This window comes from Marinilactibacillus piezotolerans (genome assembly GCF_900169305.1).
GTDB lineage: Bacteria > Bacillota > Bacilli > Lactobacillales > Carnobacteriaceae_A > Marinilactibacillus > Marinilactibacillus piezotolerans_A.
In genome coordinates, this window is record NZ_FWDP01000002.1 from 348,330 (window position 1) to 362,838 (window position 14,509).

Consider the following 14,509-nt stretch of genomic DNA (forward strand, 5'->3'; position numbering starts at 1 on the left):
AGCTCCTTTTCCATTATTTACTTACCTCTTGCTTTGGATTTTACTATTCGTTAGTTAAAACTTTTGTTCCATTTTTTTTATCTTTTTATACAAAACATCATTCATTGGAGTTGGAATCCCATACTGCTTCGACTTAGCCAAAATCATTCCAGCAAACAATTCTACTTCTGTCGGCCGTTTCGCCAATCCATCTTGTCTCATTGAAGGCATACCTTCAGGATCGACTGTATCAATAATATCGATCGCCTGTTGGATGTGTGCTTCAGTAAGTGGAATCCCCTCTGCTTGAGCGATTTTTACAACTTCCGCCATCGCTTCCCGCATTTGTTCATGGTAAGTTCCACCTGTTTGAATCCCTCTGTAGGTTGTCTCATTAACCATAACTACTTGATTTACGCCCACATTCATTAAAAACTTTTCCCAGATCTTCAGCGTAATGTCCTCTTCTATGGTATATGGAAAGTTTGCTTCATCGAATAGTGCACTGACTTCTGCCAGTCTGCTTTCCTTTTCAGGCGTATCGGCTCCGATCTGCAGCCAGCCTTTGACTTTCGACCGTACATTCTGCCCTTCTCTAGTGGCATCCATTCCGATGGCTACCGTGGGTATGACTTTTTCCTGTCCAAATCTTGCCCCCAAGATCTGTTCACTGGAAATGCCATTGATCAATGACAAAATCGTTGTCTGATCGCCAACTTGATGTTTCATAGATTCCATACCGCTGTCGAGTGTGAGTGATTTTGTACAGACGATTACTACATCTGCCGGCGTTCCAATTTCTGTTTCTAAAACATAATTGAAGTCACAGGGCACTCCGTTCAGTGTTACCCCTTGTGCTTCATACCTTTTTTTGCGTTCCTCATTCACTATAATCTTGACACGATCTTTTCTCAGTGCTTCTGAAAGGTGTTGACCATACAAGATCCCAAGTGCCCCTAATCCTACGATTGCTACTGTCTGTTTTCCCATGTTTGTCCCTCCGCTTTTCGCTTTTATTCAGTACTTTTTTGACATTGATATATGTAACTGGACTATTTTTTCTATTCTACCATATCTCTCAGTTCCATAGTAAAAAAGCCGTGCCCGAATCAGACACGACTTTTAAAGGTTCTATTGAACTGTTTTGTTAAATGTCTTGTGAATTACCTTACATCATTCCGCCCATTGCGCTTGGGTCCATACCGGCACCCGGTGCTTCTGGTTCTGGAATATCGGCAACAGCTGCTTCTGTGGTCAATAGAAGTGCTGACACAGATGCTGCATTTTGTAATGCTGAACGAGTTACTTTTGTCGGATCAATGATTCCTGCTTCGACCATGTTGACCATTTCGCCTGTAGCTGCATTGAAGCCAATGCCTGGTTCTACATGTTTTAAGCGTTCAACAATCACACTTCCGTCAAGACCTGCATTAAAGGCAATCTGACGTACCGGTTCTTCTAAAGCACGAATCACGATTTTCACACCTGTTGCTTCGTCACCTTTTGCTTCAATTTCTTGAAGCTGGCTTAAGATATTGATATAAGCAGTACCTCCGCCGGCGATCACGCCTTCTTCAACCGCTGCACGAGCTGCATTCAAAGCATCTTCGATACGTAATTTACGTTCTTTGATTTCCGTTTCTGTAGCAGCACCGACTTTGATGACAGCTACTCCACCAGCTAATTTTGCAATTCGTTCTTGCAGTTTTTCGCGATCAAATTCAGAGTTGGTTTCTTCTGCTTGAGCGCGCAGCATGCCTACACGTTGTTCAATGCTGCCTTTGTCTCCAGCACCTTCAACCAGCGTAGTGTTGTCTTTTGTGACAACAGCTTTTCCGGCAACCCCTAGTTGATCGATCGTCATATCTTTCAGATCGAGTCCTAGATCATCCGTGATTACTGTACCGTTTGTCAGGATCGCAATATCTTCCAGCATACCTTTGCGGCGATCTCCGAAACCTGGTGCTTTCACTGCTACAACGTTCAATGTACCGCGGATTTTATTCAATACTAGTGTTGGTAAAGCTTCACCTTCAATGTCATCAGCGATAATCAATAGTGGACGGTTTTGCTGCATAATGTTTTCAAGGACTGGAAGGATATCTTGTACTGAAGAAATTTTCTTATCTGTGATCAGTACATATGGATTATCCAGGTTTGCTTCCATTTTTTCGTTATCTGTCACCATATATTGAGACAGGTATCCACGGTCGAACTGCATACCTTCGACGACGTCTAGTTCTGTTTCGATTCCTTGAGACTCTTCGATTGTGATGACACCATCACTGCCGACTTTTTCCATAGCGTCAGCAAGCAGTGTACCGATTTCTTCATCTCCAGAAGAAATGGCTGCGATCTGAGCGATAGATTCTTTTCCTTCAACTTTAGTAGACACTGCATGCAGTGCTTCTACTGCTTTTTTAGTCGCTTTTTCAATACCGCGGCGAATACCGACAGGGTTCGCACCGGCTGTTACGTTTTTCATACCTTCCGTAACGATTGCTTGAGTCAGTACAGTAGCTGTAGTGGTTCCGTCTCCGGCAATATCATTTGTTTTGCTGGCTACTTCTGCTACTAACTGTGCACCCATATTTTCAAATTGTTCTTCTAATTCGATTTCTTTCGCGATGGTTACACCATCATTGGTGATTTGAGGAGCACCAAAAGATTTATCTAGAATAACATTTCTACCTTTTGGTCCCAACGTTACTTTTACTGTATTTGCTAATTTATCTACACCGCGTAACATTGCTGCACGTGCGTCTTCAGAAAATTTAAGTTCTTTTGCCATGATGCTGGTCACCTCTTCTGTATTTTTTATGACTTTCTTCTTTTTTCAATATACACGAATAAAATACAACTGCTTTAAATCGTTATTCTACAATAGCGACAATATCCGAGTCTTTAACAACTAAGTACTCGTTTCCGTCGATTTTGACTTCTGAACCGGCATACTTTTCAAAAATGACTTTGTCGCCTTCCGAAACTTCTATTTCAGCACGAGTTCCGTTATCCAGCAGTCTTCCGTTACCAACTGCAATAACTTTTGCAGTCTGAGGTTTTTCTTTTGCAGATTCTGGTAATACCAATCCGCTGACAGTTTTTTCTTCTTCTTTAACGACCTCAAGAAGAACACGATTTCCTAAAGGTTTTAACATGGTGTTATCCCTCCATTTGATTTTTAGTTGTTTCATATTCGTGTTAGCACTCTAACCCTTAGAGTGCTAACTCCATTACTTAGTATATTCAAAACTGGAATTTCATGCAAGCCTTTTGAAGTTAAAAAAATGATTAAAAATCTTATCTGGAATACCCTTCTTTTTTATGTTAGTTTTATAGTATTGTCAAAATACACAACACATTTTATATCAGTTGAGGATGAAATAAATGGACGTACAAAAAAATAGAAATACGGCATTGCAGATCGTTATACTTTATATCCTGGTTCAGCTTCTGACAGTCATTGTCGGTCAACTGCTGCCGGAAAGCATCCGGACAGTCGGAGTAATTTGGACTAACATGCTTTTATTTGCACTTGGAGCAATTCTCATGATCTACATTACCCATAAAAGAAATTTCACTCTTTCCTTTGAGCAGCCCTTCCGTCAAGACGGTGGGATGATTATTACCTGGGGTATACTGGGCGTCTTCATTGCCTTATTCGCTCAAGGCGCTGCTGCAATTATTGAAATCAATTTCCTCGGCACACCCATCGACTCTCAAAACACACAGACTTTGCTGGCAATCATTGAGCAATATCCTTACTTTATCTTACTGACTTCAATTGCCGGTCCTATTATGGAAGAATTTGTTTTCCGGAAAGCTGTTTTCGGAATGGCAGTTGGAAAGATCGGGGCAGTGGGAGCTGCTGTCGTCAGCTCGCTCTTGTTTGCAATGATTCATTTTGATGGACGTATCCTCGTTTATTCAACAATGGGATTAGTATTTTCTTGGCTGTACTATAAGACCAAGAATATCTGGACACCAATCATTGCCCACTGCCTGATGAATTCCATTGTAGCCATCTCGAATATCATTCAAATAAATTAAGTAAGGTTTTTTTTGAAAGGAAGTACGCATGACTAGCAAACAGATTTTGACTTATATTGGATTTAAATATGTGATGTTTATCGTTCTGTTTTATTTTACCCTTGATATGGTGGGATTAAATGGATGGGAGTTAGTCTCTCTGCTTTTTGCCTTTCTTGCAACAAGAGATTTTGTGCAAGGCACTCGACTAGCAGGCGTTTACATCAAAGTCAGAAAAAATAACCGAAAATAAAAAAGAAGCGGCTGGCGATTCAACTCCTATAGAGGAGGGAATTCCCAGCTGCTTCTTTTATTTCATGAGTTGAGATTATTCTTCTACAAATAATTCTCCGGTCTCTTCATCAATGATCACACTGTCATCTGCTTCATCCAGTTCTTGATAGTAGTTGATAAAGTAAATCAGTGTCTGCAGTTCGTTGGTCAAGTCAACATTATGAACTCGAACAGTATCCGGCACATTGACTCTGATCGGTGTAAAGTTCATAATCCCTTTCACGCCGCCTTCTACCAGTTTGTTCGCCATTTCTTGTGCAATATTAGAAGGAACCGTTAAAATTGCCACATCGATTTGCTGCAAGTCCAGCTGATGCACCATTTCATCAATATGATAGACAGGAACTCCTTGGTGTACAGTGCCGATCAATTCTTCATTTACATCAAATCCAGCACTGATGCGGGTGTTGTTGCTTCGTCTAAAGTTGTAATTCAGTAAGGCTTGTCCCAGATTACCAACACCGATCAATGCGACGTTCGTCAAGCGATCCTGGTTCAGTGTTTTACTGAAGAAATTCATTAACGCTTCTACATCATATCCATATCCGCGTTTACCTAATGCCCCAAAGTAAGAAAAATCTCTTCTGATGGTTGCACTATCTACTTTTACAGCTTCACTCAACTTAGCTGAAGAAACACGGCTTTTCCCAGCTTCATGGAGAAAGCGTAAATAACGGTAATACAGCGGTAGCCTTCTAGCCGTTGCTTTTGGAATCTTTTTTTCTACCATACTTTTTCTCCTTCATCCTTTAATTTTACAAATACTCTTAGTATACAAGCATTCATTGTATTGTTTGAGACGCTAACTTCACAATCAACAAAGGTATTTCACTAACTATTATATCATGGTTTTCACAAAATGAAAGCTAATATGACCACAAATACAGTATGTTATTCACAAAGTTATTTTAAAAACAAACAGAAATCCCGTCTGCTTGTGAAATGCCGACGATAAGTCATCTGGCGATGTATGATTTCTTTATCCAGTCAATCGTCTTCATTATCCATAAAACCGAAGTCGCAGCGTACGCCTTCTCTGTTTATCATTTAAAGATTATGCTACACTTAGAAAAGTACATGACCCTGAAAAAAATCTGAACAACCATTAGAATGAGGAATTTTTATGATTCTATTACAAACCCAAAAAGTTGCCCGTCATTTTGGAGCAGACGTTTTATTTGACGATGTAACCATTGAAATCAAAGAAAATGCGCGTGTTGGCTTGGTCGGCAGAAACGGTGCCGGAAAATCAACATTGCTGCATATTATATCCGGTCAAGAAGAACCAGATGCTGGCCGAGTGAATAAACGAAAAGATCTGACGATCGGTTATCTAGATCAGCATACAGGTCTGGAGTCTGCCAAAACGATCTGGGAAGAGATGCTGAGCATCTTCGAACCAGTCATACAGCTGGAAAAAGACATGCGATCTTTGGAAATGAAGATGAGTTCGCCTGATTTGATAAAAAATGATACCGAGTATCAAGACGTCTTAAAGAAATACGATACCTTGCAGGAGTCGTATAAACAGATGAACGGATACGGATACGAAAGTGAGATTCGTTCGGTCCTGCACGGTTTTCGTTTTTATGAAGAAGATTTCCAGACACTGGTCAGTCAACTGTCTGGTGGACAGAAAACCCGCCTAGCATTGGCTCAGTTGCTGCTGGAGAAAAAAGACCTGCTGATTCTGGATGAACCAACCAATCATTTGGACATTGATACACTCTCATGGTTGGAGAAATACCTTCAGAACTATACCGGCGCTTTACTCATTGTATCTCATGACCGCTATTTCTTAGATAAAGTCGTGAACGAAGTCTATGAAGTCAGTAACGGAAAAGTCCAGCGTTTCACGGGGAATTACTCCAATTATTTAAAACTGAAAGCTGAACAGATCCAGAAAATGTGGAAAGAGTACGAAAAGCAGCAAAAAGAAATTGAGAAAACAGAAGACTTTATCAATCGCAACCTTGTCAGAGCTTCAACTACTAAACGCGCTCAATCCAGACGGAAAATGCTGGATAAAATGGAAAAAATGGATAAACCTCAAGGAGACCAACAGTCTGCAAACTTTAATTTCTATACTGCTCGTGAATCCGGCGGTGTCGTTTTGCAGACCGAGGATTTGGCGATTGGATATGATCAAAGTCCGCTCTCTGCTCATATCGATTTGGATATCCGCAAAACAGATGCCATCGCTTTAGTAGGACCTAATGGGGTCGGTAAAACGACCATGCTCAAGACAATCGTAGGGCAGCTGCCCAAACTTGGAGGAACGATTCAGTATGGAACGAAAGTCGACATTGGCTATTATGACCAAGAACAGAGCCTGCTGCACTCCAATAAAAGCGTGCTTGATGAATTATGGGATGAGCATCCGACGATTCCCGAACAATCCATTCGGACATTGCTGGGGAGCTTCCTGTTTTCAGGAGAAGACGCTGAAAAATCGATTGCTTCTTTAAGTGGTGGTGAAAAAGCTCGTGTGGCGCTAGCCAAACTTGCTATGGATAAAAATAACTTCTTGATTTTAGATGAGCCGACCAACCACTTGGATATCGATTCCAAAGAAGTACTGGAAAATGCCTTGATTGATTTTGAAGGTACCTTGCTGTTTGTTTCGCATGACCGCTACTTTATCAATCGAATGGCTACGAAAGTCATCGAAATTTCTCATGACGGGCTTTCTCTTTATCTGGGAGACTATGATTACTACCTGCAGAAAAAGGAAGAACTGGAAGCCCTCGCGCAGATGAAACAGGAGACTGCAAGCAATTCTCCTCAGGAACCCGAACCGCTGAATAAACATTCGCAAGGTCATGATCGTGCGAAACAAAAAGAACAGCAGCGAGAAATCCGTCGATTGAATCGTACCATTGAAGACCTTGAAGAGAAGATGCAGAAAAGCGAAGCAGCCTTGGAAGATATCCAAGGTCAACTGAGCGATCCGGCCATCTATGATGACCCGATTAAAGCTGCAGAATTAACTGAACAGCATGACGCTCTTCAAAAAGAACAAGAAACTCTTCTGGAAACATGGGAAGCAGCTAGTTTGGAACTGGAGTCATACGAGACTGAATAAATTCGTCTCATCAACGCTGTTTTCTGTTGATACTATATTAACAACAGAAGCTTTAAGTTGTGTCTTTTTATGATTTATCCATACAAATGGTATAGCTGAAATCAAGTTGCATTTCACCTTCAGTAAGGTATAATTAAACCACGTTATTCTAAATAATTTATACTAAATAGACCTCACGCAACTTATAGTTTATCTGATATTTTTACCGTTAATAAAGGAGCTAGTACAGTCATGGACCAAATGGACAAGAAAATTGTTGAAATACTACAAAAAAACAGTCGAGCTTCCCTAAAAGAAATCGCCGGAGAAACTTATTTATCTTCTCCGGCTGTCTCCGCTCGTATTCATCGACTGGAAAACGAGGGCATCTTAGGGCGATACATTGCAGCTCCTGACTTAAAAAAGATGGGGTATCATATCCAAGCCTTTATTCACTTGGACTTGAGCCCAAATCAGAAAGAGGACTTTTATCCTTACATCGAGCACTGCACCAATGTATTGGAATGCAACTGTGTGACTGGGGAATTCTCCATGCTGATCAAGGTGGCATATCCAACCACAACAGAATTGGATGATTTTATCAATAACCTGCAGCAGTTCGGTAAAACATCTACTCAGATCGTTTTTTCTACCCCCGTTCCTGCTCGCGGAGTTCAACTGATTGCTTCTGAAGAAGAAGAAAACCAGTAAAAAACAGCTTTACTTCTGCCCGATCCAGCGAGATCAAGTCAGAAGCAAAGCTGTTTTTTTATATAGTCAATCCAGGTTGAGCGTTTAGTGTTAAATCGATTTGATCCGTTTTAATGGATTCTACAAAAGCAGCGGCACCAATCATCGCGGCATTGTCTCCACATAAAGAAAGCGGCGGAATGAGCAATTCAGTATCCTGCAGCTCTTGCTCGACGGCTTCTTTCAATGCTGTTCGCAGTCCTTTATTGGCCGCTACACCGCCTGCTAAGACGATTTGTTTAACTGGCTGCTCTTTGGCGCAGCGAATCGTTTTTTTCACCAATACTTCTATAACTGCTGCTTGAAAACTGGCTGCTAAGTCATTAGGATCCAGTTTTTCTCCCTTTTGCTTTGCGTTATGCACCGTATTAATGAAAGAACTTTTCAGACCGCTGAAGCTGAAGTCATTGGATTCATCTTGAAGCATAGCTCTTGGAAAATGGTATGTGTCTTTTCCTTTATGCGCCATTTCATCAATATGTTTCCCGCCAGGATAAGGTACACCTAACACACGCCCGACTTTGTCGTAAGCTTCTCCTGCAGCATCGTCTCTTGTCTCTCCAATAATTTCATAATGCCCTGGTGCTTCTATATAGACCAGCTCTGTGTGTCCTCCGCTGACAACAAGTGCCAGCAGCGGAAATTTAAGCGGCTGGACTAACTGGTTAGCATAAATGTGTCCGATAATGTGATTGACTGGAATCAGCGGCAGCTGATGTGCGTAAGCGACGGCTTTAGCTGCGTTAACACCGATCAGCAAAGCTCCTACCAGACCTGGTCCTTCTGTTACAGCAACGGCATCCAGATCCTCATAGGAAACCCCTGCTTGTTTCAGCGCTTCTTCCATCACCAGCGTCATCTGCTCAACATGGTGACGGCTGGCTACTTCAGGAACTACGCCTCCGAATCTTTGATGACTTTTGATTTGGGAAGCCACAACATTAGACAACTGGTGATTCCCATTTTCAATAACTGCTGCACTCGTTTCATCGCAACTAGTTTCTATTGCTAATACTTTTTTTATAGTCATTTTATACTCTCTTTCATACTGCACTTTTTAAAACAACGGCATCTTCTTGCGGGTTCGAATAATACTGCTTGCGCACGCCAACAGGAATGAATCCCATTTTTTTATAAAGCAGGATTGCCGGACGGTTGGAAACCCGTACTTCTAAGAACAGGTCTGTTATCTCATTTTCCTGCAGAATTTTCTTTGTTTCAGCAATCAGTTCAGAAGCGATTCCCTGTCTTTTATATTGATTTCTGACTACGATATTATAAATTTCTGCTTCTGGTTTGACGATCGAACCACTGAGAAAGGCTATCAGTTCGCCTTCAAGCTCAGCAATAAGATAGAACAAATGAGAAATAGCTCTTGTCTCTTCAAACTGCTCAACCGTCCAAGGGGATCCATGTTCAAAACTTTCATTCGACAATTCGTATAATCTCCGGGAAATTGTCTCTTCCGAGCCCAATAAGCGAAATGTTAAGTTACGCTGGTTCGAATCTTTCATCCCTTTTGCTCCTTAGTCCTGACTGTGTTGAGGGACAACCTTTTCTGGCAGCATCATTGCCATTTCCAAAGCATCTTCATGGTCATTTGCATAATATCCTTTTTTGATTATCCCTTTTTTAAACCCGATTTTTTCATAAAGCCGCTGCGCACGATTATTGGACACCCGCACTTCCAAACTCAAAATCGTCATATTCTCGGACTCTGCAATGCGCTTTAACTCCGAGATCAGAAATGTAGCGATTCCTTTGCCCTCATAAGATGGAATCGTTGCGATATTAGTAATATGGGCTTCACTAGCGACAAACCATGAACCAATAAAAGCTACAGGCTTACCATGATCCGTTACGATAATATAAAAAGCATTTCTATTGTAACGGATCTCATGCAGCAGTGCTGCCCGATTCCAAGGTGTCTGACCATCGTAACAAAGTTTCTCAATTGTCAGTATATCTTCTACTCGTTCTTCTGTTGCCAGTGAAACGGATAGAAATCGCTGGTCATCGAGAGCATAAAAAGACTGTGTCAGCTTTACTCGTTCTGCAATCGGCAGAGGAAGCTGTTGATAAGATTTGGGGATTTTTTCCATCAGCCACTGTCTAATATTTCTCAATGTAGCTTCCTCCTTTTTGATCAGGATTTGCCTCTTTCCAGTTTTCTTCCGCTTCTGTCAGCTTTGTATATTCTGGTACAAATGAATGTACGTCGACTGGTGCTTCTTTCAAGCCAAGCCAAGCCACTACACTGGCTCTGGGAAGCTGTTGGTACATAGGCAGAGTCAGCAGACTGCCTTTCAGCTTGCTTTCAAAGAGTTCTTGATACTTAATATAGTCTGCACCGATGACTTGTACTGGCTGGAGCGACTCCCGTTGTCTTCTTGCCACGATCTCTACCCACTCTTCTGCTGAAACATGCCTGTCTTTTTCCAGCTGAAGCAGTTGACCTTCTCTAAAGGTGTACAGCCCTGTATATAAATTACCTCTTCGCGCATCCATAATCGGAACGATTAGAGACTCATCTAACGGTGAAGCATTACCTGCCAGCACTTTTAAACTGGACACACCGACGAGTTCTGTCGAAGTAGTCCACGCCAGAGTTTTGGCTACTGTTACAGCAATGCGCACACCCGTATAAGACCCCGGACCTTTAGCCACAGCAATACGATCCATGTCCTCCAGCGTTAATGCTGCATCTTTCAGCACTTGCTCTATAGCCGGCATTATCTGGACACTGTGATTCCTTTTAACATTTATTGTTCTTTCTGCCAATATCTTTTGATCTTCAATCACTGCAGTACTCATTGTCTGATTTGATGTATCCATTGCTAAAATGCGCATTTGGTTTCTCCTTGCTGTATTCCTTTTCTTTCTTATAGTTTAGCATAATTCGGCAGACTGAGAAACCAAATCACTACTTGATTTAAGCGTATTCTTTGCAATTTTAAAGCTAGAGTTCTAAACTTTGAGCATAGCTTTAGTATTTTCATCTATTTTGTATATAGAACATAAGAAAGGAGTGATCAAAGTGGCAGACAGTTCAAAAAGTATCAAAAACAAACTTAGCGGGCTTACGGATAAAGTTGCCGGTGAGGCTAAAGAACAATACGGCAAAATTTCAGAAGACAGAAAAACCGTCGTTGAAGGTAAACGCCAGAAAGTAAAGGGGCAGGAAGAAGAAACTTACGGAAAAGCACTTGAAGATCACGATCAAGACAGATAGAAAACGCTCAGTATATGAAACATATTAAGTTTTTAATCTGGTCTAAATATAGTTTAAAATTAGAAACATTCGAACAAATCTTTAAGGTGCACTTTCAAAAAGCTGCTTCTGTTTGAAAGTGGACATTTTAGATTCAACCATTTTAATCAAATTTTACTTATTCGGAGGAACCATATGACTAAACTGATGATTACAGGAGCTAACGGAACGATCGGCATTGAGCTTGTCAAACACTTGAAGCAAAATTATGATCTAGTCCTAGCGGATATTGATTTTTCAGACTTCCCAGAAGAACTGAAGGAAGGCGCAACAATCGTTGAAAAGGACTTATCTAAAGTAGAGTCATGGGATCATTTGCTGGATGACGTGGAGTATGTCATACAACTGGCGGGCAACCCAGATGCCGGTGCACAATTCTATGAGGGTCTGCTGGACCTGAATTATAAATTGCCGCAGAACCTTTATGGGGCAGCAGAAAAATCCGACACAGTGAAAAGAATCATTTTCGCCAGCTCTATCCATGCAAGCGATGCTTATCCAGACAATGTACAGGTCAAAACTTCGGAAGTACCTCGCCCTGATGATTTATACGGAGTATCGAAAGTCTTCTTGGAAGCATTGGCCAGCTATTACGCCTACAAAAAAGGCATTGAATCTATCGGTATCCGAATCGGTGATTATAAGTCTCCTGGAGAAGATGTTTCACCCGAAGCGGATTTTTATTCTAAAGGAAAGTTCTTCACTTATCGAGATATGAATCATCTTATAGACTGCTGCTTGAAAGCAGAGCTTGTTGAAGAGCCTTATTTGTTAGTCAATGGGATCTCTAATAATTCTTTCCCACGATTAGATATAGATCAGGCTCGAGTGAAATTAGGGTACCAGCCCCAAGACAATGCCTTTGAAAGCTAGTAAAAGAAAAAAGAGGAGAAATCCAATAAAAGGAGAACTGGACTTAGTCTAGTTCTCCTTTTTGTCAGGCACTTTCTCTCTTAATCAGTTTTGTACTGAGAATCACTTGCTTGCTGACTTCTCTACCTTCTTGGATTCGTTCATTTAACAGACGAATACCGCTGCGTCCCATTTCTTCGGTATAAACTTTAACCGTTGTTAAGGCTGGCGTAATATACTTAGCAGTAGAAATATCGTTGAAGCCGACTACACAAACATCTTCCGGAACATTGATTTGCTGCTCACTCAAAGCTTTCAGACATCCGATCGCAATCGCATCATTGGCGGCTATAAAGGCTGAAGGCAAATTGTCTTTGCCGAATTGCAGGATTGCTTTCTCCATGTTTGCTTTCCCTGCATCTACACGAAATGCCCCTTTATAGAAGTAAGATGCTTCATAAATACCTTGTTTTTCTAAGTACTGCTTTGCAAGCTTAGTACGAGGATCTATCCAGGCTCCAGACTGGTCACTATATGATTCTTCTCCAGCTATAAACCCAATTTTCTGATGACCCTGCTCTCTTAAATAATCAATGGTTTGACGCATTGCTTTCTTGAAATCAATCAGAACGGCATCGTCTTCCCGGTCACTTGGAATATAATCTACAAAACAAATATAAGGTGCTTGCTCTCGCAGCTTTGCTGCTTGTTCTGGGCTGAACTTGCCAATGGCTAAAATGCCTGACAAGTCTTTTTCCATTTTTTCTTCTTCATGGTGATAGACTCTGACGATATCGTACCCCATTTGCTGTGCCTGCTGCTCTGCACCTAATCGAATCGACAAATAGTAAAGATCATTCAGCTCTTCTTCTTGCGTATACCAGTTAACGATTGCCAGCTTGCTGTTTTTCTGCGGAGCTTTTTTACGATGATTTTTGTACTCCAATGCTTCTGCTGCTTCAAAAATTCTTTTTTTTGTTTCATCTCCTACAGATAAGGTAGGATCATAATTCAAAACTCTAGAAACAGTTGAAGTGGAGACGGCTGCTTTTTCAGCAATGTCTTTTAATGTGGCCATCTATTCACTCCTCTTATCAAATTCTTTTCTATTATACAAAAAGATGCCCGTTAGAGCATCTCTTTCTTTGACTGATCTGCATGGCTCGGCTTTTCTTTATTAAATGGTATCAAACCGGTAAGTCGTTTGAGAATGGTAGGTTTCTTCTGGTCTCAGCTCAATATTTCCAAATCCAGGATGATTAATCGCATCCGGCAAGGCTTGAGTTTCCAGTGTAAGACCTGCATACGGCTGCGCCGGCTCTCCTTTTATAGTATAGGCATCCATTACCTTGTTATGCGTAAAGATTACGACACTTTCTTCATTAGTCGTCATCGTTACTCGGCGTCCGCTGTTTATTTCTGAAAGAATCGCCTGCACCGGCTGGTCTTTTTGATCCAGCACAAAGGGATGATCCAACCCGGAAGCCGGTTTGATTTGAGAATCATCAGATAATACAGCTTCTCTTAATCGTTTAGGTTCTGAAAAATCAAAAGCCGTTCCTTTTGAGTCTTCCAATTTACCTGTTGGAAGATTACGGTCCGCCAATGTACCGTATTTTGTACTAGCCAGCTGCAAAGTATGATCTAGAATCGGCTGTTTAATATCCCCTGTCAGATTGAAGTAGATATGATTGGTCGGATTAAACAGTGTTGGTTTATCCGTTTTTGCAGTGTACTGAATGATCCACTCGTTCTTTTCAGTCAATCGGTATTCCACTTGGACTTCCAGGTTACCGGGATAGCCGTTTTCCCCTTCCAGACTCGTAAGTGTAAAGAGAATACTGGCTGCATCGTCTTCTGACTTCGTTTCAGCAGACCATAATTTCGTATCTAATCCGGACGGTCCGCCATGCAGCTGATTGCCTTTTTCATTTACGTCAAGCTGGTACGACTGTCCATCCAGCTCAAACTGTCCGTCAGTTATTCGTCCGGCTACTCGTCCGATCGCGGCCCCATAAAATGGACGATGCGCTACCATATCTTCCAGTGACTCAACATTAAGGGTAATGTCTGCGATCTGACCATTTTTATCCGGCGTCATGATTTTCGTAACAATTGCTCCGTAGGTAATGGCAGATAAAGATACACCATTCGTGTTTGTCAGTGTATATTCTGTTACTTCCTGATTTTGAAACATACCAAAAGTTTTTGCCGTAATCTGCACTTCATTTCCTCCTGCTGTTTTGATCATTTGTTAACTATACGTAGAT

General features: G+C 41.3%; 16 protein-coding genes. 6 read left to right on the forward strand and 10 right to left on the reverse strand.

The window, feature by feature from the left end; genetic code table 11:
- Window positions 1-54 precede the first annotated feature (54 nt).
- The 3 genes from B6F02_RS01645 to groES all read right to left on the reverse strand — a co-directional run bounded on the left by B6F02_RS01645 (window position 55) and on the right by groES (window position 3,137).
- Window positions 55-969 (reverse strand): ketopantoate reductase family protein, encoded by a 915-nt coding sequence (locus tag B6F02_RS01645; protein ID WP_080145656.1) that lies wholly within the window; start codon window positions 967-969, stop codon window positions 55-57.
- A gap of 178 nt (window positions 970-1,147) precedes the next feature.
- Window positions 1,148-2,770, reverse strand: coding sequence for a chaperonin GroEL (gene groL, locus B6F02_RS01650; RefSeq protein WP_080145657.1), 1,623 nt, complete (start codon window positions 2,768-2,770; stop codon window positions 1,148-1,150).
- Window positions 2,771-2,852: 82 nt separating this feature from the next.
- Window positions 2,853-3,137 carry a co-chaperone GroES gene (gene groES, locus B6F02_RS01655; RefSeq protein ID WP_080145658.1) on the reverse strand — a complete coding sequence of 95 codons (285 nt, stop codon included), beginning with the start codon at window positions 3,135-3,137 and terminating at the stop codon, window positions 2,853-2,855.
- 229 nt (window positions 3,138-3,366) lie between these two features.
- Between groES and B6F02_RS01660 the strand changes: the two genes are divergently transcribed.
- Both B6F02_RS01660 and B6F02_RS01665 read left to right on the forward strand, forming a co-directional pair.
- Complete coding sequence (locus tag B6F02_RS01660; protein WP_080145659.1) at window positions 3,367-4,029, forward strand: CPBP family intramembrane glutamic endopeptidase; 663 nt, start codon at window positions 3,367-3,369, stop codon at window positions 4,027-4,029.
- Window positions 4,030-4,057: 28 nt separating this feature from the next.
- Window positions 4,058-4,261, forward strand: a complete 204-nt coding sequence (locus B6F02_RS01665; RefSeq protein ID WP_080145660.1) for a hypothetical protein — start codon at window positions 4,058-4,060, stop codon at window positions 4,259-4,261.
- A 75-nt stretch (window positions 4,262-4,336) separates the two neighbouring features.
- Here the strand turns inward: B6F02_RS01665 and B6F02_RS01670 are convergent, their stop codons facing one another.
- Window positions 4,337-5,032, reverse strand: a complete 696-nt coding sequence (locus B6F02_RS01670; protein ID WP_080145661.1) for a redox-sensing transcriptional repressor Rex — start codon at window positions 5,030-5,032, stop codon at window positions 4,337-4,339.
- A gap of 393 nt (window positions 5,033-5,425) precedes the next feature.
- Between B6F02_RS01670 and B6F02_RS01675 the strand changes: the two genes are divergently transcribed.
- Window positions 5,426-7,387, forward strand: a complete 1,962-nt coding sequence (locus tag B6F02_RS01675) for an ABC-F family ATP-binding cassette domain-containing protein (protein WP_080145662.1) — start codon at window positions 5,426-5,428, stop codon at window positions 7,385-7,387.
- Between the two features lie 231 nt (window positions 7,388-7,618).
- Entirely contained in the window at window positions 7,619-8,077 is a 459-nt protein-coding gene (locus B6F02_RS01680; protein WP_080145663.1) for an Lrp/AsnC family transcriptional regulator, read from the forward strand.
- A gap of 58 nt (window positions 8,078-8,135) precedes the next feature.
- Here B6F02_RS01680 and tsaD read toward each other — a convergent pair whose 3' ends face one another.
- The 4 genes from tsaD to tsaB are packed head-to-tail and all read right to left on the reverse strand — an operon-like array spanning window position 8,136 to window position 10,966.
- Window positions 8,136-9,146 carry a tRNA (adenosine(37)-N6)-threonylcarbamoyltransferase complex transferase subunit TsaD gene (gene tsaD / locus B6F02_RS01685; RefSeq protein WP_080145664.1) on the reverse strand — a complete coding sequence of 337 codons (1,011 nt, stop codon included), beginning with the start codon at window positions 9,144-9,146 and terminating at the stop codon, window positions 8,136-8,138.
- Window positions 9,147-9,159: 13 nt separating this feature from the next.
- Complete coding sequence (gene rimI, locus B6F02_RS01690) at window positions 9,160-9,630, reverse strand: ribosomal protein S18-alanine N-acetyltransferase (protein ID WP_080145665.1); 471 nt, start codon at window positions 9,628-9,630, stop codon at window positions 9,160-9,162.
- Window positions 9,631-9,642: 12 nt separating this feature from the next.
- A complete protein-coding gene (gene rimI / locus B6F02_RS01695; RefSeq protein WP_256864620.1) occupies window positions 9,643-10,242 on the reverse strand; it encodes a ribosomal protein S18-alanine N-acetyltransferase in 600 nt (199 codons plus the stop codon).
- Window positions 10,229-10,966 (reverse strand): tRNA (adenosine(37)-N6)-threonylcarbamoyltransferase complex dimerization subunit type 1 TsaB, encoded by a 738-nt coding sequence (tsaB, locus tag B6F02_RS01700; protein WP_080145666.1) that lies wholly within the window; start codon window positions 10,964-10,966, stop codon window positions 10,229-10,231. Before tsaB ends, rimI (B6F02_RS01695) begins: the two co-directional genes overlap by 14 nt.
- 187 nt (window positions 10,967-11,153) lie before the next feature.
- Here tsaB and B6F02_RS01705 point away from each other — a divergent pair, with 187 nt between their 5' ends.
- Window positions 11,154-11,348, forward strand: coding sequence for a CsbD family protein (locus B6F02_RS01705; protein WP_143745173.1), 195 nt, complete (start codon window positions 11,154-11,156; stop codon window positions 11,346-11,348).
- Between the two features lie 174 nt (window positions 11,349-11,522).
- The gene (locus B6F02_RS01710) at window positions 11,523-12,260 is read left to right on the forward strand and encodes an NAD-dependent epimerase/dehydratase family protein (RefSeq protein ID WP_080145667.1); all 738 of its coding nucleotides are present in this window, start codon (window positions 11,523-11,525) and stop codon (window positions 12,258-12,260) included.
- 64 nt (window positions 12,261-12,324) lie between these two features.
- Here B6F02_RS01710 and B6F02_RS01715 read toward each other — a convergent pair whose 3' ends face one another.
- Both B6F02_RS01715 and B6F02_RS01720 read right to left on the reverse strand, forming a co-directional pair.
- Window positions 12,325-13,317: a LacI family DNA-binding transcriptional regulator gene (locus tag B6F02_RS01715; protein ID WP_080145668.1), complete on the reverse strand. Its 993-nt coding sequence runs from the start codon at window positions 13,315-13,317 to the stop codon at window positions 12,325-12,327.
- Between the two features lie 99 nt (window positions 13,318-13,416).
- Window positions 13,417-14,463, reverse strand: a complete 1,047-nt coding sequence (locus tag B6F02_RS01720) for an aldose epimerase family protein (protein ID WP_080145669.1) — start codon at window positions 14,461-14,463, stop codon at window positions 13,417-13,419.
- Between the last annotated feature and the right edge of the window lie 46 nt (window positions 14,464-14,509).

What these genes read in the sequence shown, in the direction of transcription:
- B6F02_RS01645 (WP_080145656.1), bottom strand. Translation starts at nt 969, where the DNA reads ATGGGAAAACAGACAGTAGCAATCGTAGGATTAGGGGCACTTGGGATC.
- groL (WP_080145657.1), bottom strand. Translation starts at nt 2,770, where the DNA reads ATGGCAAAAGAACTTAAATTTTCTGAAGACGCACGTGCAGCAATGTTA.
- groES (WP_080145658.1), bottom strand. Translation starts at nt 3,137, where the DNA reads ATGTTAAAACCTTTAGGAAATCGTGTTCTTCTTGAGGTCGTTAAAGAA.
- B6F02_RS01660 (WP_080145659.1), top strand. Translation starts at nt 3,367, where the DNA reads ATGGACGTACAAAAAAATAGAAATACGGCATTGCAGATCGTTATACTT.
- B6F02_RS01665 (WP_080145660.1), top strand. Translation starts at nt 4,058, where the DNA reads ATGACTAGCAAACAGATTTTGACTTATATTGGATTTAAATATGTGATG.
- B6F02_RS01670 (WP_080145661.1), bottom strand. Translation starts at nt 5,032, where the DNA reads ATGGTAGAAAAAAAGATTCCAAAAGCAACGGCTAGAAGGCTACCGCTG.
- B6F02_RS01675 (WP_080145662.1), top strand. Translation starts at nt 5,426, where the DNA reads ATGATTCTATTACAAACCCAAAAAGTTGCCCGTCATTTTGGAGCAGAC.
- B6F02_RS01680 (WP_080145663.1), top strand. Translation starts at nt 7,619, where the DNA reads ATGGACCAAATGGACAAGAAAATTGTTGAAATACTACAAAAAAACAGT.
- tsaD (WP_080145664.1), bottom strand. Translation starts at nt 9,146, where the DNA reads ATGACTATAAAAAAAGTATTAGCAATAGAAACTAGTTGCGATGAAACG.
- rimI (WP_080145665.1), bottom strand. Translation starts at nt 9,630, where the DNA reads ATGAAAGATTCGAACCAGCGTAACTTAACATTTCGCTTATTGGGCTCG.
- tsaB (WP_080145666.1), bottom strand. Translation starts at nt 10,966, where the DNA reads ATGCGCATTTTAGCAATGGATACATCAAATCAGACAATGAGTACTGCA.
- B6F02_RS01710 (WP_080145667.1), top strand. Translation starts at nt 11,523, where the DNA reads ATGACTAAACTGATGATTACAGGAGCTAACGGAACGATCGGCATTGAG.
- B6F02_RS01715 (WP_080145668.1), bottom strand. Translation starts at nt 13,317, where the DNA reads ATGGCCACATTAAAAGACATTGCTGAAAAAGCAGCCGTCTCCACTTCA.